20 protein-coding genes are annotated in these 16,044 nt (G+C 64.5%); 11 read left to right on the forward strand and 9 right to left on the reverse strand.

The window, feature by feature from the left end; genetic code table 11:
• Positions 1-56 precede the first annotated feature (56 nt).
• Positions 57-1,058: a LacI family DNA-binding transcriptional regulator gene (locus AC1ROK_RS04545; RefSeq protein WP_492844249.1), complete on the forward strand. Its 1,002-nt coding sequence runs from the start codon at positions 57-59 to the stop codon at positions 1,056-1,058.
• A gap of 287 nt (positions 1,059-1,345) precedes the next feature.
• Here AC1ROK_RS04545 and AC1ROK_RS04550 read toward each other — a convergent pair whose 3' ends face one another.
• The 5 genes from AC1ROK_RS04550 to AC1ROK_RS04570 are packed head-to-tail and all read right to left on the reverse strand — an operon-like array spanning position 1,346 to position 5,159.
• Positions 1,346-2,137 (reverse strand): transporter substrate-binding domain-containing protein, encoded by a 792-nt coding sequence (locus AC1ROK_RS04550; protein ID WP_492844251.1) that lies wholly within the window; start codon positions 2,135-2,137, stop codon positions 1,346-1,348.
• Between the two features lie 19 nt (positions 2,138-2,156).
• Entirely contained in the window at positions 2,157-3,074 is a 918-nt protein-coding gene (locus AC1ROK_RS04555) for an isoaspartyl peptidase/L-asparaginase (RefSeq protein WP_492844253.1), read from the reverse strand.
• A 4-nt stretch (positions 3,075-3,078) separates the two neighbouring features.
• The gene (locus AC1ROK_RS04560) at positions 3,079-3,813 is read right to left on the reverse strand and encodes an amino acid ABC transporter ATP-binding protein (RefSeq protein WP_492844255.1); all 735 of its coding nucleotides are present in this window, start codon (positions 3,811-3,813) and stop codon (positions 3,079-3,081) included.
• Positions 3,814-3,816: 3 nt separating this feature from the next.
• Positions 3,817-4,488: an amino acid ABC transporter permease gene (locus AC1ROK_RS04565; protein ID WP_492844257.1), complete on the reverse strand. Its 672-nt coding sequence runs from the start codon at positions 4,486-4,488 to the stop codon at positions 3,817-3,819.
• A complete protein-coding gene (locus AC1ROK_RS04570; RefSeq protein WP_492844260.1) occupies positions 4,488-5,159 on the reverse strand; it encodes an amino acid ABC transporter permease in 672 nt (223 codons plus the stop codon). Before AC1ROK_RS04570 ends, AC1ROK_RS04565 begins: the two co-directional genes overlap by 1 nt.
• 221 nt (positions 5,160-5,380) lie before the next feature.
• Here AC1ROK_RS04570 and AC1ROK_RS04575 point away from each other — a divergent pair, with 221 nt between their 5' ends.
• From AC1ROK_RS04575 to AC1ROK_RS04610, 8 genes are all read left to right on the forward strand, one after another.
• A complete protein-coding gene (locus tag AC1ROK_RS04575) occupies positions 5,381-6,040 on the forward strand; it encodes a L,D-transpeptidase (RefSeq protein WP_492844262.1) in 660 nt (219 codons plus the stop codon).
• A 343-nt stretch (positions 6,041-6,383) separates the two neighbouring features.
• Positions 6,384-7,211 (forward strand): arylamine N-acetyltransferase family protein, encoded by an 828-nt coding sequence (locus AC1ROK_RS04580; RefSeq protein ID WP_492844264.1) that lies wholly within the window; start codon positions 6,384-6,386, stop codon positions 7,209-7,211.
• A complete protein-coding gene (locus AC1ROK_RS04585) occupies positions 7,211-7,813 on the forward strand; it encodes a YdeI/OmpD-associated family protein (protein ID WP_492844266.1) in 603 nt (200 codons plus the stop codon). Before AC1ROK_RS04580 ends, AC1ROK_RS04585 begins: the two co-directional genes overlap by 1 nt.
• Positions 7,810-8,328 (forward strand): DUF1697 domain-containing protein, encoded by a 519-nt coding sequence (locus AC1ROK_RS04590; protein WP_492844268.1) that lies wholly within the window; start codon positions 7,810-7,812, stop codon positions 8,326-8,328. The genes AC1ROK_RS04585 and AC1ROK_RS04590 overlap by 4 nt, the downstream gene beginning before the upstream one ends.
• On the forward strand, positions 8,325-9,218 hold the full coding sequence (locus tag AC1ROK_RS04595) for a ribokinase (protein WP_492844270.1): 894 nt from the start codon (positions 8,325-8,327) through the stop codon (positions 9,216-9,218). The genes AC1ROK_RS04590 and AC1ROK_RS04595 overlap by 4 nt, the downstream gene beginning before the upstream one ends.
• Positions 9,219-9,223: 5 nt before the next feature.
• Positions 9,224-9,613, forward strand: coding sequence for a WxcM-like domain-containing protein (locus tag AC1ROK_RS04600; protein ID WP_492844272.1), 390 nt, complete (start codon positions 9,224-9,226; stop codon positions 9,611-9,613).
• The gene (locus AC1ROK_RS04605; protein ID WP_492844274.1) at positions 9,613-10,824 is read left to right on the forward strand and encodes an NAD(P)/FAD-dependent oxidoreductase; all 1,212 of its coding nucleotides are present in this window, start codon (positions 9,613-9,615) and stop codon (positions 10,822-10,824) included. The genes AC1ROK_RS04600 and AC1ROK_RS04605 overlap by 1 nt, the downstream gene beginning before the upstream one ends.
• A 5-nt stretch (positions 10,825-10,829) precedes the next feature.
• Positions 10,830-11,687: a glycosyltransferase family 2 protein gene (locus tag AC1ROK_RS04610; RefSeq protein WP_492844276.1), complete on the forward strand. Its 858-nt coding sequence runs from the start codon at positions 10,830-10,832 to the stop codon at positions 11,685-11,687.
• A gap of 68 nt (positions 11,688-11,755) precedes the next feature.
• On the opposite strand, the gene AC1ROK_RS04615 is transcribed toward AC1ROK_RS04610, so the two are convergent.
• Positions 11,756-12,622 (reverse strand): glycosyltransferase family 2 protein, encoded by an 867-nt coding sequence (locus AC1ROK_RS04615; protein WP_492844278.1) that lies wholly within the window; start codon positions 12,620-12,622, stop codon positions 11,756-11,758.
• A 126-nt stretch (positions 12,623-12,748) separates the two neighbouring features.
• Here AC1ROK_RS04615 and AC1ROK_RS04620 point away from each other — a divergent pair, with 126 nt between their 5' ends.
• Positions 12,749-13,168, forward strand: a complete 420-nt coding sequence (locus AC1ROK_RS04620; RefSeq protein ID WP_492844280.1) for an Hsp20 family protein — start codon at positions 12,749-12,751, stop codon at positions 13,166-13,168.
• 15 nt (positions 13,169-13,183) lie between these two features.
• Positions 13,184-13,456, forward strand: coding sequence for a DUF1150 family protein (locus AC1ROK_RS04625; protein ID WP_492844282.1), 273 nt, complete (start codon positions 13,184-13,186; stop codon positions 13,454-13,456).
• Positions 13,457-13,500: 44 nt separating this feature from the next.
• On the opposite strand, the gene AC1ROK_RS04630 is transcribed toward AC1ROK_RS04625, so the two are convergent.
• From AC1ROK_RS04630 to AC1ROK_RS04640, 3 genes are all read right to left on the reverse strand, one after another.
• Positions 13,501-14,355 carry a cycloisomerase gene (locus AC1ROK_RS04630; protein WP_492844284.1) on the reverse strand — a complete coding sequence of 285 codons (855 nt, stop codon included), beginning with the start codon at positions 14,353-14,355 and terminating at the stop codon, positions 13,501-13,503.
• 505 nt (positions 14,356-14,860) lie between these two features.
• Positions 14,861-15,328 (reverse strand): PTS sugar transporter subunit IIA, encoded by a 468-nt coding sequence (locus tag AC1ROK_RS04635; protein ID WP_492844286.1) that lies wholly within the window; start codon positions 15,326-15,328, stop codon positions 14,861-14,863.
• 48 nt (positions 15,329-15,376) lie between these two features.
• On the reverse strand, positions 15,377-15,946 hold the full coding sequence (locus AC1ROK_RS04640; protein WP_492844289.1) for a ribosome hibernation promotion factor: 570 nt from the start codon (positions 15,944-15,946) through the stop codon (positions 15,377-15,379).
• Positions 15,947-16,044: the final 98 nt, after the last annotated feature.

A 16,044-nucleotide genomic window follows, 5' to 3' on the forward strand; every position in this document is an offset into this window, starting at 1 on the left:
TCTACCTTCGGCGAACGCGGCCGACTCGGGCCGCGCGAAAGGTGCGATGACGGATAATGGTTGAACAGGCCCGGCAGCAGGCGACCCCCACGATCGATGATGTCGCGGCGCTCGCCGGCGTGTCTCGTGCGGTGGCGTCGCGCGCGCTGTCGACCGAAAAGCGCCCGGTTTCGGCGGAAAAGCGCGAGCGGGTGCTGCTGGCGGCGGCCGAGCTCGGCTATCGCGTCAACCTCCTCGCGCAGAGCCTCACCACCAAGACGGTCAATCTGATCGCCGTGGTGGTCAACCACATCCACGACCTGAGCGACCTCGATCTGTTCGATAGGCTCTTGGCCGAGACCCAGGCGATCGGCAAGCAGGTGATCCTGATCCGCGTCGGCTCGGTCGACAAGGTCGAGGAGTTCCTGCGCCAGGGCGTCGCCTACCACGTCGACGCGGCGCTGGTGTTCTCCGATTTCGCCGATGCCGAGACGGTGCGGAAGATGTTCCGTTCCGACCTCGTGGTGATGCTCAACGGTCGCCACGACCGGCTGTCGCCCACGGTGATCCCCGACGAGGCGATGGGCATCCACCAGGCTGTCGCCGATGCGGCGCAGCACGGGGTGAAGACCGCGGCGCTGGTCACCGGCCGCGCCTCCTCGCTGGTCGAACAGGCGCGCATCGCATCCTATCTCAGCGCGTTCAGGCAGCATGGGATCGAGCTCATTCAGACCGTCCAGGGCGACTATTCCTATCAGAGCGGGCACGCGGCAGCGCCCGCAGTGGTCGGCTTCGATTGCCCCGACGCCGTGTTCTGCACCTCGGACGCCATGGCGATGGGCATCCTCGATGTCTGCCGCGAGGATTTTCCGGGCAACCGTCCGACCCGCTTCCGTCTCTATGGCTTCGATAACCTGTCGCTGACAGATTTCGATGCCTACCCGATCTCGTCCATCGGCTACGACAAGGCCGATTACGTGCGCCAGATGGTGCGTTTCCTCGCCGACCCCACCGCGTTCACTCCGGGTCAGCCACCGGTGCTGATCCCGACGCGGTTCGTGCCGCGGAAGACCAGCTGAGGAAGTTGGATTCGGAGTCTCCGCTCTCTCCTCCCACTCGGTGTCATCCCTGCGAAAGCAGGGACCCATTTCGCCGCCCGCGCCAGCTGACAGTTGGGTCCCTGCTTTCGCAGGGATGACATCCGTGGTGGAGGCGACGTCCGTGATCACTCCTGCGTGCTGAGCAGCAGTGGAGGCGGCGGCTGCCACCACCACCCCCACAAAATGTTCCGGGCCGCCTTGGGGGACGGCCCGGCAGTCGGCGCGGGGCGGCGGCAAAGGGAGAAGGGCGCCGCTCCGGCCAGTTCTTACCAGAGCGCGATCAGCTCAGGCGGGTTGGCGGTCTCGCCCCACCACTTCTTGTAGTTCGCCGCGTAGGCGCCCGACTGGATGTAATCGGACACGAACATGTCGAGCCAGCGCACGAATTCCGGATCGCCCTTGGCGACGGCAATGCCGATCGGGTCGTTGGAATAGAGGCCCGGCAGGGTCACGAGGCTCGGGTTCTTGGTGGCGAGGTAGTCGAGCAGCGATGAATCTTCGATCGCCGCGTCGACGCGCTTCTGCTGCAGCTGCAGCACGCCATCGGGCGCAAACTGGTCGACATAAACGAGCTCGGCAGTCGGCACGGCGGTCTTGATGAAGGTTTCACCGGTGGTGCCACGGCCGACGACGATCTTCTTGCCGGCAAGGCCTTCGAGCGAGGTGATGCCCGAGTCGGCCTGGACGATGATGCGCAGGCCCGCCCGGTTGTACGGGATGGTGAAGTTCACCGACTTGGCGCGCTCGAGCGTCGCCGAGGTGTTGGCGACCACGATGTCGAGCTGGCCCGAGACCAGCATCGAGATACGGGCGTCACCCGACACGTCGGTGAATTCCACCGGCACGCCGAGCTTGGCAGCGATCATGTTGGCGACATCGACGTCGTAGCCGACCGGGTTGTTCTGGTCGTCGCGGAAGCCGATCGGCTCGCCGCCGAGCGACACGCCGATGCGCACGACGTTGCGGCCACGGATGTCGTCGATCATGCCGGCAAAGGCCGGGACGGCCGTGGTGGCGACGAGCGCCAGCGCGGCGATAGTAGTCAGGATACGCTTCATGGGTTGGTTCCTCTCCTTGTCAGATAGTCTTCGCTGCGCGGAGTTCTGCTTCCGGCATCGAGTCGTCCCAGAGCCAGTAGCGGATCTCGCCCTGGCATCTGAAATTGAACACTTCGTGGTTGCCCTTGGCGTCGACGGCGTGGATCACCACCCCGCCAAGGAACCCCTCGGTGAGTTCATTGAGCTCGTCGACCGCCAGCTTCACCGCATCGCTGAGCGAGTAGCCGAGCTTCATGGCGAGCACGATCGTGCGGCTGGTCGAACAGCGCATCGTCATCTCGCCGGTATGGGTGCAGGCCGCGGCGCCGTAACGGCTGTCGGCGTAAAAGCCGGCGCCGGGGATCGGGCTGTCGCCGAGCCGGCCCGGATATTTCCAGGCCCAGCCGGAGGTCGAGGTCGCGGCGTGGATGCCGCGCTGGGGGTCGGCGCTGAGGTAAACCGTGGTGTCGCGCACCCGCTCCGGGTCGGTGATGGTCTTGAGCAGCGGCGCCAGTGGCGTGTTCGGGAAAGCCGCCTTCTGCTCCGGCGTCATTTCCTTTTCGAGCCGCTCCCACCAGACGCGTTTGGAATCCTCGAGCAGCACATCGTCAACCGAGAAACCGGTTTCAGTAGCAAAGCGACGCGCCCCGGCGCCGGTCAGCATGACATGCGGCAGCTTCTTCATCACTTCGTGGGCGAGCCGGGCCACCGGGATGGTGTCAGGCACGGCGCCGACGCTGCCGACCTCGCGGGTGGTGCCGTCCATCACCGCGGCATCGCACTCCATCACGCCCAGCATGTTGGGCCAGCCGCCATGGCCGACGCTGCGCACCTTGGTCTCGGCTTCGACCTTCGAAATGCCGGCGACCATGGCCGTCAGGCTATCGGTGCCCGAGCGCAGCATCTCGACGGTCGTCGGGATGCCTGGCCAGCCTTCCGCATTGGCGATGAACAACATGGTGTCAGTCTTTCCGCATCTTGGAGAGAAACTGCGCGACGCGCGGCTGTGCGAGGCCGCCATCGCTAGCGAAGAACTTTTCGGTCGGCAGGTCGACCAGCAGCACGCCCTTCTCGAGAAAGACGATGCGGTTCGAGATCTGCCGCGCGAACTCGATCTCGTGCGTGACGAACACCATCGTGGTGCCGTCCCGCGCGAGCTTGGCGAGGATGTCGAGCACTTCCGAGGTCATCTCGGGGTCGAGCGCGCTGGTGACTTCGTCGAGCAGCAGGTAGCGCGGCTTCATCGCCAGCGCCCGGCAGATGCCGACGCGCTGCCGCTGCCCGCCCGAGAGCTGCGCCGGATAGGCATCGGCGCGATCGCCCAGGCCCACCTGGGCAAGCAGCGCCCGGCCCTCGGCCTCGGCCTCCGCCTTGGGTCGCTTCAGCACCTCGATCGGCGCCAGCGTGATGTTCTGCAGCGCCGTCATATGCGGGTAGAGGTTGAACAGCTGGAACACTGTGCCCGAGCGCTTGCGCGCCTCGGCCAGTTCCTTGGGCTTACTGACATCGAAATCGTCGACGGTGATCTTGCCGGCATTGAGCTTTTCGAGCCCGTTGATGCAGCGGATCAGCGTCGACTTGCCCGAGCCGGACGAGCCCAGGATCGACACCACTTCACCGGGGTTCACCGTGAGGTTCACCCCGTCGAGGACGGTGACCGGGCCAAAGGCCTTCTTGACGTTTTCGACTTTCAGCATGCTTCAGAGGCCCCGGAAGGCGCTGTGCGCCCGCAGACGTTTTTCGGCCCAGGCGCCCAGCGAGGCGACCGCCTTGGCGGCGAGATAGTAGAGGATGCCGACCGCGGTCCACACGATGAACGGCTTCAGCGTCCTCAAGTTGAGCGTGGCGCCGATCTTGGCGAGGTCGAGCACGCCGATCACCGAGATCAGCGAGGTGACCTGCAGCTGGTTGACCAGCAACGCCGTCAGCGGCCCGATCGAGAAGGCGGCGGCCTGCGGCGCAATCACATGGCGCAGCACCTGCCAGCGGCTGAGCCCGAACACCCGCGCCGCCTCGACCTGGTCGCGGCCGATGGATTCGATCGACGACACGGCGATGACGTAGACGAAAGCCGCGGTATTGGCCGAGAGCGTCACGATCGCCGCCTGCACCGGCGTCACGTTGACGTGGAAGAACGCCGGAAAGCCGAAGAACACCAGGAACAGCTGCACCAGCACCGGTGAGTTCTTGAGGATCTCGGAGACGAAGGTGATCACCTGCATCAGCACGGGGATGCGGTAGAAGCGCACGACGCCCCACAGCACGCCGACCACCAGTCCGATCAGCGAGGTGATGAGGAAAAGCCCCACCGTGACCCCGAGGCCCTGCAGCAGCAGCACGATGTCGTAAGGGGTGAACTCGGCGAAACGCATCAGCTCACCTGTTCCTGGAGGTCGCGGTTGAGGCGGCGGTGCAGCAGCGTGATGCCGAGCGACACGAGGTAAGTCAGCGCCGCATAGACCACCAGCAGCACGACATAGACTTCGAACGGCCGGAAGGTATCGGACGCGACGATCTTGGCCTGCCCGGTGAGTTCGTTGAGCGTGATGGTCGAAAGGATCGACGAGGTGAGGATCATGTTGATCAGCACCGAGCCGAGCGGCCGCACCGAGGTCCTGAGCGCGATCGGCAGCACGATGCGGGTGAAGGTCACACGCTTCGAAAGCCCACTGACCTCCGCCGCTTCGAGGATGCCGTTGTCGATGGCGAGGATGCCGGCGCGGATCGCATCGGAGGCATAGGCGCCGCCGGCGATGGAGAGCGCGATCACCCCGGTGGTGAAGGCGTCGATATAGATGCCGATCTCGGGCAGGCCGTAATAAAAGAAGAACAGCTGCACGATGAACGGGATGTTGCGGAACAGGTCGACATAGAGGAAGGCCAGCCGGCTGATCCACTTGCTCGACGAGGTGCGCGCGATGGCGACCAGCATGCCGAGAATGACGCTGCCCAGGAGCGCCAGGGCGCAGGCCTCGAGCGTCAATAGCGCCCCCTCGGCCAGAAAGCCGAGATGGGGAATGAGAATGGTGAGATCGAGCCGCACGTGCCCTCCCGCCGAGTGAAACCGGTTTCACTTTATGTGACAGTTCGGCAATGTCAAGCGGGGTCCGAGACCCATCCGGCATGCGTCGGCCCGTGCGGGACCGCACACACGCCGCCGTGATCGGCATTGGCTGACAAGTGTGACCGCAATGCACTCGACAAGTGCCATCGCTTTTTGCTGGTAGACACCTCGATATTGCCACTCTTGTTGCGAGACCCGTTTTGACCACCCGCCGCCTGTTTCTGATCGGGAGCGCCGCCCTGGCGCTCAGTGCCTGTTCCTCCACCGGCAAGCGCGACCTCACCGCGCGGACCAACGTGATCCAGGTCGATGAGCCGTGGGCCAGCTACTATTCGATGAAGACCAACGAGCCGTTCCCGGTTCCGGGCATCGATATCCGCAAGATCCCGCAGCAGTTCTGGCGTCAGGAAGTCGATTATGCCGGCAACGAGAAGCCGGGCACCATCGTCGTCAACACCTCCGAGCGCTTCCTCTACCTGGTGCAGCCGGGCGGCCGCGCCATGCGCTACGGTGTCGGCGTCGGGCGCGAGGAGGGGCTCAACTTCCGCGGCTCGGCGGTGATCGCCCGCAAGGCCGAGTGGCCGCGCTGGACCCCGACTGCCAACATGATCAAGACTCAGCCGGAAAAGTACGGTCCCGTCGCCGCCGGTCTCGAGCCGGGGCTGAAGAACCCGCTCGGCCCGCGTGCGCTCTATCTTTATCGCAACGGCAAGGACACGCATTTCCGCCTGCACGGCACGCTCGAGCCCTATACCATCGGGCAATCGGTTTCCTCGGGCTGCATCCGCCTGATCAACCAGGACATCATCGATCTCTACAGCCGCGTCCCCACCGGCACCCGGGTGATTGTCACCGGCTGAGCTGCGGGCCTGCTCCGGACGCGCCGCGCTGGGCCTAGTGAGGGGGGGCGCCGGGTAAGCGAACCGACGCTGTGCAAGTCCCCCAAACTCGGTGTCATCCCAGCGAAAGCTGGGACCCAACTATCAGCTGGTGCTGGCGGTGAGATGGGTCCCTGCCTTCGCAGGGATGACAGCCGGTGGGTGGGCGCGACCATAACATAGCGCCCATGCGCTTTCGCGGGAATGAACCGCTGGGTGGAGCATCTGAGGCGCCCCACCTGCCCGTCCGGGCAGGGTGTTGCGGGGCGGGGTGACAAATCCCGTTCCGCTCATCATTATGGCCCTCCCGGAATCAGCGGTGGGGATGTCCGTGGCATCAAAGGCCAATATCGATGCCTGGTTCGAGCGTCTCGGCTTTGCCGGCTCGATCGCTCCCTCGCTGGAGACGCTGAGCCAACTGCATCAACTGCATCCGGCGGCGATCCCTTACGAGAACCTCGATCCGCTGATGGGCGCGCCGGTCCGGCTCGACCTGGCCAACCTGCAGCAGAAGCTGCTGTTCGATCGCCGCGGCGGCTATTGCTTCGAGCACAACCTGCTGTTCAAGGCGATGCTCGAGGAACTCGACTTCGAGGTGAAGATGCACGGCGCCCGTGTGCTCTGGGGCCTGGCCGAGGGCGAGGAGCCGCCATTGCGCCATCTGGTGCTGACCGTCGAAGTCGCCGGCGTCACCTATCTTGCCGATGTCGGCTTCGGCGGTCAGACTGCCACGGCGCCACTTCGGCTGCGGGCCGACGTGCCGCAAGCCACGCCGCTCGATACCTTCCGCCTGCTCGAAGCCGACGGCACCTGGACGGTGGAGATCGAGATCGAGGGCGAGTGGCACGCGCTCTACAGCTTCGAGCGCACCGAGCGCAGCATGGACGAACTGGCGAGGCTGAACGACGAAGCCGACTCGTCGCCGTTCTTCACCCAGAACCTGCTGGTCGCCAAGGTGGAGAAGACCAGGCGCGTCGCCTTGTTCAATCGCAAGCTCAACATCCACACCGTCGGCGCGCCGAGCGAGGGCCGGTTGATCAATTCGGTCGCCGAACTGCGCGAACTGCTCACCGGCACCTTCGGCCTGCAACTGCCCAACGACGAGCGGCTCGAGCCGGCGCTGCAGAAGATCATCGATCGCGAGCCCGATTGATGGCGCCGGTCTATGTCGATCCCGACAAGGTGCTCGAGTTCAAGGACGAGCAGGCCTTCTACGACTGGCTGTCGAAGCACCACGACAGCTGGGACGAGGTCTGGATCAAGATCCACAAGGTCGGTTCCGGCCTGCCCTCGATCACTGCGAAGGAAGCTATCGACGTCATCCTGTGCTGGGGCTGGATCGACGCCGTGCGCAAGGGCTTTGACGACAAGAGTTTCCTGCAGCGCTACACCCGCCGTGGCAGGAAGAGCATCTGGAGCAAGATCAACGTCGACAACGTCGCCCGGCTGACCAAGTCGGGCCGCATGACCGAGCATGGCCTGAAGCATGTCGAGGCCGCCAAGGCCGATGGCCGCTGGGACAAGGCCTATGGCGCCGGCAAGGACCTGAAGATTCCGGACGACCTCCAGGCGGCGATCGACGCCGAACCGGCGGCCAGGGAAATGCTCGGCAGGCTCAGCGAGCAGAACCGCTTCGCCATCGCTTTTCGCACCCACAACATGAAGACCGAGGCCGGCCGCAAGAAGAAGATCGAGAGCTTCGTCGACATGCTGAAGCGTGGCGAGACCATCTATCCGCAAGGCAAGCGGAAGTGACCGTCTGGGTGGCGTTCCTGCGCGCCGTCAATGTCGGCAAGCGCCAGATGAAGATGGCCGATCTCAAGGCGCTTTGCGACGAGCTCGGCTACACCGGTACAAAGACCATCCTCGCCAGCGGCAATGTGCGCTTCGAGTGCCCGCACGACCCCAAGGCGGAGCTGGAAGCGGCAATCGAGAAGCGCTGGGGCTACTTCTCCGAGGCGGTGATGCGCTCGGGCCCCGAGATCGAGGCGATGCTGGCGGCAAAACCCTTTGCTGGATATCCCGACGAAGGCAATTTTCACCGCTACGTCATGCTGTTCGAAAAGCCTTTGCCCAAGGGCGCGAACTACACCGGTGTCCCTGACAACTACGACGTGGTGCGGGTTGAGGCGCGCGAAATCTACCTCGTCGGCTACCGCCAGCCCGACGGTCGGCACGGTCCGGGGCTGGACAAGTTCGACCGGCAGTTGGAGAAGGGCGCAGTCGCTACGATGCGCAACTGGAACACCATCCCCAAGGTCCTCAATTGATCACTGTCCTCGGCTCCACCAATCTCGACCTGATCGGCACCGTCAGCCGCATCCCGAAGCCCGGCGAGACCGTGCCCGGGGACCAGTTCTCGATGGCCGCCGGCGGCAAGGGCGCCAATCAGGCGCTGGCCGCCCGCCGCGCCGGGGCCGAGGTTCGGATGTTCGCCGCGGCCGGCACCGACAGCTTTGCCGATGAGGCGCTGAAACTGCTGCGCGCCGATGGCGTGGACCTCAGCCACGTGCGCATCGTCGAGGGCGCCACCGGCATCGCCATGATCTTCGTTGACGAGGCGGGCGAGAACGTCATCGCCATTCTCCCGGGCGCCAACGGCACCATGGGCCCGGCCGACGCCGATGCGGCGCTGGAAGGGCTCGGCATCGGCTCGGTGCTGATGCTGCAGCAGGAAATTCCGCAGCCCGCCACCGAGCGGGCGCTGGAGCTGGCCAAAGCCCAGGGTGTCGTCTCGATCCTCAATACCGCGCCGTTCCTGAAGACCACCAAGGCCGTCGCCGAACAGGCCTCGATCGTCATCGCCAACGAAACCGAGTTTGAACTGCTGACCGGCGCCGGCGTCGACAGGCTCGATGCCGCGATGACCGACTGGGCCAGATCGCAGAACCAGACGGTGATCGTCACCCTCGGCCCCGATGGCGCGCGCGCCGCCACCCCGACCGGCAGCTTTGCCGTTCCCGCCATGAAGGTCGATCCGGTCGACACCGTCGGCGCCGGCGACACCTTCTGCGGTTACCTAGCCGCCGGTCTCGATGGTGGCCTCGATCTTGAAGCCGCCATGCGCCGGGCCGCCGTGGCCGCCAGCCTTGCGGTGCTGAAGCCGGGCGCCCAGCCGTCGGTGCCGTACCTGCGCGATGTCGAAGCGGTATTGAAGTAGGCGGGATGGAGCGGGTCTGGTTTGGGGGTAAGGTCACTGAGTTGATCCCCAGCTCGCATGCAGATGAACGCGGCCTTCTCACCGCCCTGGCGTTCGACCAGTATGGCTTTGCCGCGGTCAGGAGCTTCATCGTCGAGGCGCCGGATGGGGCCATCCGCGGCGGGCACGGGCACCATCGGGGACGGCAACTGCTGATGCGGTTGTCCGGCAGCATCGATCTCGAGCTTCGTTACGGCGGAGGCATCGAACGACTAACCCTCGATGCTGAGCTCCGTGCTATTCTTGTCGAGCCACCGGTCTGGGCTAGCCAGACCTATCGGGGCGCGCGGGCGAGCCTGCTGGTTCTGTGCGACACCCCTTACGATGCAGGCGACTACTCCGAGGATCCCGTCTAGTGCCTGTCAAACGCATCGCCGTACTTGGCGCCGGCATCCTTGGCTCGTGCCTGGCGCTGTTGCTCGCCCGGCGAGGCCACGACGTGAGCGTGTTCGATAAGGAGAGCGAACCCGTTGCCTGCGCCAGCCGCTGGAATGAAGGCAAAATCCACCTGGGATATCTCTACGGGGCAGACGATAGTCTCAGGACTGCCCGGCACATCCTCCCCGGCAGCCTGAGCTTCGGGCGCGTACTGTCGGCGCTGCTGGAGACCGACCTCAGGCCGCACACCACCACGGGAGATGACATCTATCTCGTGCATCGCAACTCGGTGGTCGATCCGGTCACGCTGGAGCAGACATTCGGCCGCATCGATGACCTGCTGCACGAACACCCGGCAGCGCGGGATTACCTGGTCGACGTCTCAGCCGCCCGGACCCGGAGGCTCTCTCCCTCCGAATGCAGCCAGATCAGTGGCGCCGCAGAGGTGGTCGCCGCACTCGAAGTTCCCGAACGCTCGATCAACACGCAGTGGGTCGCTGAGAGCCTCGCCGCAGCACTGCGCAGTCAGGCCGGAGTCACGTTGCGGCTGGAGACGACGATCACCGAGGCAAAGCCGGTGGCCGACGTCGATGGGAAGTGGCAGGTAACTACCGACGATGGCACGCGCGAGCAGTTCGACGTGGTCGTCAATGCGTTGTGGGAAGGTCGCCTCGCCGTGGACCTGACTGCGGGTCTCACGCCTGAGCCGGGATGGTCGCACCGCTTTCGCTATTGCCTCTTCGTTCGAACGAAACGGCCGGTTGCGCTGCGAAGTGCCCTCATCACCGTCGGAGGTTTTGGCGATGTCAAAAACTACAATGGACGGGACTTCTACATGTCCTGGTACCCAGTTGGCATGGTCAGGCAAGGCGGCGGTATCACCCTCGGGCGGCCCGAACCACTGGACGCTGCCGCTACTCAACAGTTCGTTGGCGCCGTGCGAGCTCAACTGAGCACCCTGCTGCCCGGAATCAACGCGGTTTTCGACGCGGCCGAGGACATCAAGGTTCGGGGCGGCTTCGTCTTCGCCCAAGCCCGCGGATCGGTCGATGATCCCGCGGCGAGCATCCACCGGCGCGACCGCTTCGGCGTGCAGCGCCAAGGCAGCTACTATTCGGTCGATACCGGCAAGTACTCGACCGCACCTTGGATGGCCGAGCTACTGGCCGCCGAGATTTCGGGAGGTTAGCGGCAATGCTGGATCAATCCCTGCCGCCAGCCGCGCCTTGGCGGCCGAAGGTGACGGCACTTGTCCCCTGCTACAACTCGGCCGCCTTCATCAACCGTACTCTCGATAGTCTCGCCGCCCAGACCTGGCCTGATCTCGAGATCCTGATCGGCGAGGATTGCTCGACCGACAATACCCTCGAGATCGTCACTGCCTTTGCCGCGACCCGCGGCAACGTGCGTGTGCTGCGGCGAAGCGAAAATCTCGGCTGGCTGCGCAACGCCAACGACCTGATGGCCAACGCCACCGGCGAGCTGATGTTCTTCGCCTTCCACGACGATGCGGCCGAGCCGACCTATGTCGAAAAGCTCGTCGTGGCGCTGTGCGACAATCCCAACGCGGTGCTCGCCTACAGCGACATGCAGCTGTTTCAGCCGGACGGGCAGGGGGAGACGAAGGTGTTCGAGGCCCTGTCCGACTGCCGGACTCCACTGGAGCGGGGCCTGGTGATGGGCGGCCTGGTGACCGACTGGTGGCTGCCCAACCGCGGCCTGTTCCGCTCCTGGGGCTTCGCACGGGCCGGTGGGATCAAACCCAATGCCGAGGGTGAGTTCTCGGCCGACTGGACCTGGCTCCTGCATCTGTCGCTGCTCGGCGATTTCGTCCGCGTGCCCGAAACGCTCTGCCGAAAATACTTCCAGAAAACCAGCCTCAGCCGGAACTGGGCCTTCAGCCCAGCGCAGCGCCGTGCCCTGCGCCAGGCCGGCATGCGCGAGGTGTGGAACAGCCACCTCGACCTGCCACGCCGCGCCGTCCTCGCCGCCTATATCGGGCTGAACCTGGCGCGGCTGGGAACGCTGTGGCGCCGGGTGACGCGTCCTTAGAGCGATTTCAAGCGCGGCCAAGTCAAAGACCTGGAGCATTCATCGATTCAACGAAACGGTGAAATGCTCTAGCCCAGCTTCACCCGCTGTTCGTAGGCCCTGAGCATCGGCTCGAGGTGATCCTCGAACAGCAGGGCCGGGGTTTCCTTCAGTGCCATGGGGTAGGCGGCTTCGGCGGCCAGCGACAGGCCGAGGAACGCGATCAGACCTTCGGCGGCGCCGGAGGTGGCGAAGCGGTAGTGGCCGGTTTCCAGTCGCTGCAGCAGGGCCTTTTTCGAAGCGATCATCTTCTCGGTGACGCCGATGCCGTTGCTCATCGAACTCGGGAGCTTGATGTAGTCATGCTGCGGCGTGCCGAGGTGGTAGACCGTGCCGGCGGTGCGCCAGAGCTGCATCAACAGCTCGAGGTCGGTCATGTTGGTGAGTTCGAGATCGTAGCGCGCATCGCAGCGACGGCGGTCCCAGACGATCATCGAATCCATCGACAGGTTGACGAACTTGTAGGCGCCGGGGGGCAGCACCCGGTCCTCGCCATCGCCGACGAAGCGCAGATGGCTGTAGCCGTCGTCCATCACGTCGAGGGCCGACGCAACGATCGGGTGTTCGGCCAGCGCCGCGACAGCCAGTTCGAGCTTGCGCGGTTTCAGTCGGTCGTCGGCATCGAGGATGGCCACATAGGGGGCGGTGATGCGGTCGAGCGCCAGGTTGCGGGCCCGCGACGCGCCGGCGCCGACCCGGCCGGAGCTGAGGAAATGGAAGCGCTCGTCGACGAGACCGGCGCGGCCGAGCAACTCCTCATAGTCCTCGCCGTCATCGGTGACGATCCACGCTTCCCAGTCGGCGTGGGTCTGCTGGAGGACACTGCGAACCGCCTCCTCGATGAAGCTTTCGGCCTTGAAGGCGGGGATCACCACCGCCACCGTGCTGTCGGTCAAAGTCAATGCTCCCCGCCGGGCGGCGGTCTTGATTGGGAAGGGTCCCAGACCCATATCACGGGCATGGAACGGCGCCACTGAAACTCGGGCCGCTCCACACCGTTGCTTGGAACAAGGACGATACGGATGTCGCGCGTCTCCATGTTTTCGGCGCCCTTCCTGCTCGGCTTCGACGCGTTCGAGGAACGCATCGATCGGATGAGCAAAGCCGCCGATGGCTACCCGCCCTACAACATCGAGCGCTCGCTCGATGCAGAGGGCGCGGAGACCTTTCTGATTTCCATCGCCGTCGCGGGGTTCGGCCAGCCCGACCTCGAGGTGACGGTGGAAGACAATCAGCTGCTGGTCCGTGGCCGGCAGAAAGATGACGCCAGCCGGCAGTACCTGCATCGCGGCATCGCCGCGCGGCAGTTCCAGCGAAACTTCCTCCTCGCCGACGGCATGGTGGTCAAAGACGCGATGTTACGGAACGGCATGCTGATGATCGCAGTTGTTCGTCCGAGAGCCGAAAAGATCGCCCGCCGTATCGAGATCCGTTCTGCCTAGAAAGGGGAACATGAAGTGCAAGAGAACAGAGAACACCCCATCGACAATCCCCTGCGGAACCTGACCCCGGCCCAGTTCATGGCGCTCGGCGGCAATGCAGTGGTCTACGTCAAGCACGTCAAGGGCGCAGACATGGGTCCGATCCTGCCCAACAGCGAATTCAGCGAGGACTCCGACTTCCACATCGTGGTCTCGGCCGACGGCTCGCCGTTGATGGTCGGCGACAGCGAGGAAGCCGTCGAGGAATGGCTGAGCGACAAGTCGTTCGGCATCGTGACGCTGCACTGAACGGGGGGTGGCGTGAGCGCACCGGCGCCCACGCCCGGAACCCGTCAGTCGCCGAGGCTGTCGAGGTCGACCTTGTTGACGTTGACCGTCTTGGTTTTACGCACGAAGCCGTAGAGCACGTCAGGCTCGGAGCGATCCCAGGCAATGCCTTGCCCGGCAATGGCAAGCGGCACGGTGCCGACCCAGTTGAACGTCGAGCCGACCTTGGGCAGCTGCATCACATAGGCTTCGGCTGGATCGTGGCCGCTCAGATAGAGGTTGCCATCCGGTCCCCACGAGCCACCTGAGTTCGACATGTCGTCGAACTTCTCCACCACCTCATCGGGAATCACGTAGGCCGAGGCCACCTGCCAGTCCGGGGTGAAGCGCACGACCTGCGTGTTGTACTTGTTGCCGTAGGCGACAGGGCTCTTGTCGAACACCCGGTTGTAGTTGGCGAAGCCGCCCCACCAGGTGCCGTCTGCAGCGCGGTCAACCCAGGTGAACGAGCCGATCTGGATCCCGAAGCTGTGGCTCTCGAGGTGATCGAGCGTTGCCGCGTCGAAGATCTCCAGCGACGAGGTCATCGGCCACACCGGGTAGTTGGAGTGGGCGACATAGATCTTGCCGTCGATCACCGCGGCGCTGTCGAAATGGATGGCGCCGATGTCCTCGTAATCGCGGCTCAGCACCAACTGCTTGCTGTCCTTGGCGTATTTAGCGATCGAAGTGTTGTCTATGGCGTAGAAGTGCTCGGCATCGACGCCGATCGCCTGGTTGATCTCGGGGATTTCGAAGCTGTCGAGCACGCTCGAGGTCATCGCCACCGGCTCGGCGGCCAGGCTGAGCGAAACAACGTTGGGGGCAACGCAATTGAGGGCGACAACAAGCGTTGTCGCCAGCGACAATCTGGCAAACATCACATTCTCCTGAACGGCTCGGGGTGGCGCGCTTAGGCGGCGCGACCATTGGAGACGCTAGGCGCGCTCGGTGAAGGTGATGTGACGGGGCGGGCGGGGCTGGCCACCGCTGATGATTTTGCGCCATGGCCCCCCGCATGGCGGTGAAGGGGCGGTCGAGCCATTGTGCCATCCAAGACCCCCTCTCTTGCAAAATCTAAGGCTTAGCCAAACGGCTAAACCTAAGATTTTGCTTTCTCTCCCGCCAAGGGGGAGATGATCCGTGCCTTCCACTTGCGCCTGAGCATCAGTCGGGACTCTCCCCCTTGACGGGGGAGAAAGCGAAAACTTGGGCTTAGCGCTGCTAAGTCCTCAGTTTTCGCAAGAGAGGGGGTCGTGAGGAGCCACCCGGACATCCCACATCCAGCGGCTGCGGCAATCCTCCCCTCGAGGGAATTGAGGGGGGCGACAATCACCGATGGACCCAACGTTTGGCCCGTTGGGAGCCGCAATAGCCTCGCTGCGCTTACGCCGCGCGGGTGGCTTCCAGCGGCTGGGTGAGAATACCGTAGAGCTCGCCGGCGTCGTCCGAGCGCCGCAGCCGCGCGATGACGGAGTCGGTGCGCAGGATGCGCGCCACCCGGGCCAGCGCCTTGAGGTGGTCGGCGCCCGCGCCCATCGGCGCGAGCAGCAGCATCACGAGGTCGACCGGCTGGTCGTCGACCGACTCGAATTCCACCGGCTCTTCCAGCTTGGCGAACACGGCCGTCACCGCCCCCAGCCCGGCAAACTTGCCATGCGGGATAGCGATGCCGTTGCCCAGCCCGGTCGAGCCCAGCTGTTCGCGATCGTTGACCGCTTCGAAGATGGTCGCTGCGTCCTGCCCGGTGATCTCTGCGGCCCGCTCGGAGAGCCTGTGCAGCACGTCCAGCTTGGTCTTGATCTCAGAGCAAACAATCACGGACTCCTCCGAGAGGATGTCAGCCAATTCCATCAAGAAGTTCCTATCGTGGATGCGGAAAGAGCAAGCTTTTCCGGAGCCCTAGTTCGGCCTGAGGGCTGGATCGATCCAGCCAATATTGCCGTCGGCGCGGCGGTAGACCACATTTAGGCCACCATGTCCAGCATGGCGGAATACGACCACTTCCGCCTGGGTCAAATCAAGCTGCATCACCGCTTCGCCCACAGACATCTGCCTGAGGCTCGAGGTGGCTTCGGCGATCACCGGTGGCGAGTAATCCTCCATCAGTTCGTCGTCCTCGCCGGGCGCGGCCAGCACGTAGGACGGCGCCTCTTCGGCGCTGCCATTGGCGCCGCGCCGGTGGGCTTTGAGCTTGCGGTTGTAGCGGCGCAGCCGCTTCTCGATGGTGTCCGCCATGCCCTGGTATGCCGAGAGCGCATCCCCGCCATAGGAGCTCGACTGCAGCACGGCGCCGGAATCGAGGTGCACCATGCACTGGGCGTTGAAGCCCGAGCCCTCGGGCTCGAGGGTGAGGTGGCCGGTGTAGTTGCCGTCGAAATACTTCTTCACCACCGTGTCGAAATGGCCCTGCGCCTTCACGCGAAGGGCATCGCCGACATCCATGTTTTTTCCTGAGACGCGCAGTGTCATGGAGGTCCTTCTTTCTCATTAGTACAGCCAGCCAGAGTGGCCGCCACCATGAGATGTGGTCACCCCGGTAAGGGGAGTCTAGTCCGCCCCTACCCAGG

This window comes from Devosia sp. GW821-FHT12F11, assembly GCF_058806655.1.

Coding starts and splice junctions, on each gene's coding strand:
- AC1ROK_RS04545 (WP_492844249.1), top strand. CDS start 57: ATGGTTGAACAGGCCCGGCAGCAGGCGACCCCCACGATCGATGATGTC.
- AC1ROK_RS04550 (WP_492844251.1), bottom strand. CDS start 2,137: ATGAAGCGTATCCTGACTACTATCGCCGCGCTGGCGCTCGTCGCCACC.
- AC1ROK_RS04555 (WP_492844253.1), bottom strand. CDS start 3,074: ATGTTGTTCATCGCCAATGCGGAAGGCTGGCCAGGCATCCCGACGACC.
- AC1ROK_RS04560 (WP_492844255.1), bottom strand. CDS start 3,813: ATGCTGAAAGTCGAAAACGTCAAGAAGGCCTTTGGCCCGGTCACCGTC.
- AC1ROK_RS04565 (WP_492844257.1), bottom strand. CDS start 4,488: ATGCGTTTCGCCGAGTTCACCCCTTACGACATCGTGCTGCTGCTGCAG.
- AC1ROK_RS04580 (WP_492844264.1), top strand. CDS start 6,384: ATGTCCGTGGCATCAAAGGCCAATATCGATGCCTGGTTCGAGCGTCTC.
- AC1ROK_RS04585 (WP_492844266.1), top strand. CDS start 7,211: ATGGCGCCGGTCTATGTCGATCCCGACAAGGTGCTCGAGTTCAAGGAC.
- AC1ROK_RS04600 (WP_492844272.1), top strand. CDS start 9,224: ATGGAGCGGGTCTGGTTTGGGGGTAAGGTCACTGAGTTGATCCCCAGC.
- AC1ROK_RS04610 (WP_492844276.1), top strand. CDS start 10,830: ATGCTGGATCAATCCCTGCCGCCAGCCGCGCCTTGGCGGCCGAAGGTG.
- AC1ROK_RS04620 (WP_492844280.1), top strand. CDS start 12,749: ATGTCGCGCGTCTCCATGTTTTCGGCGCCCTTCCTGCTCGGCTTCGAC.
- AC1ROK_RS04630 (WP_492844284.1), bottom strand. CDS start 14,355: ATGTTTGCCAGATTGTCGCTGGCGACAACGCTTGTTGTCGCCCTCAAT.
- AC1ROK_RS04635 (WP_492844286.1), bottom strand. CDS start 15,328: ATGGAATTGGCTGACATCCTCTCGGAGGAGTCCGTGATTGTTTGCTCT.
- AC1ROK_RS04640 (WP_492844289.1), bottom strand. CDS start 15,946: ATGACACTGCGCGTCTCAGGAAAAAACATGGATGTCGGCGATGCCCTT.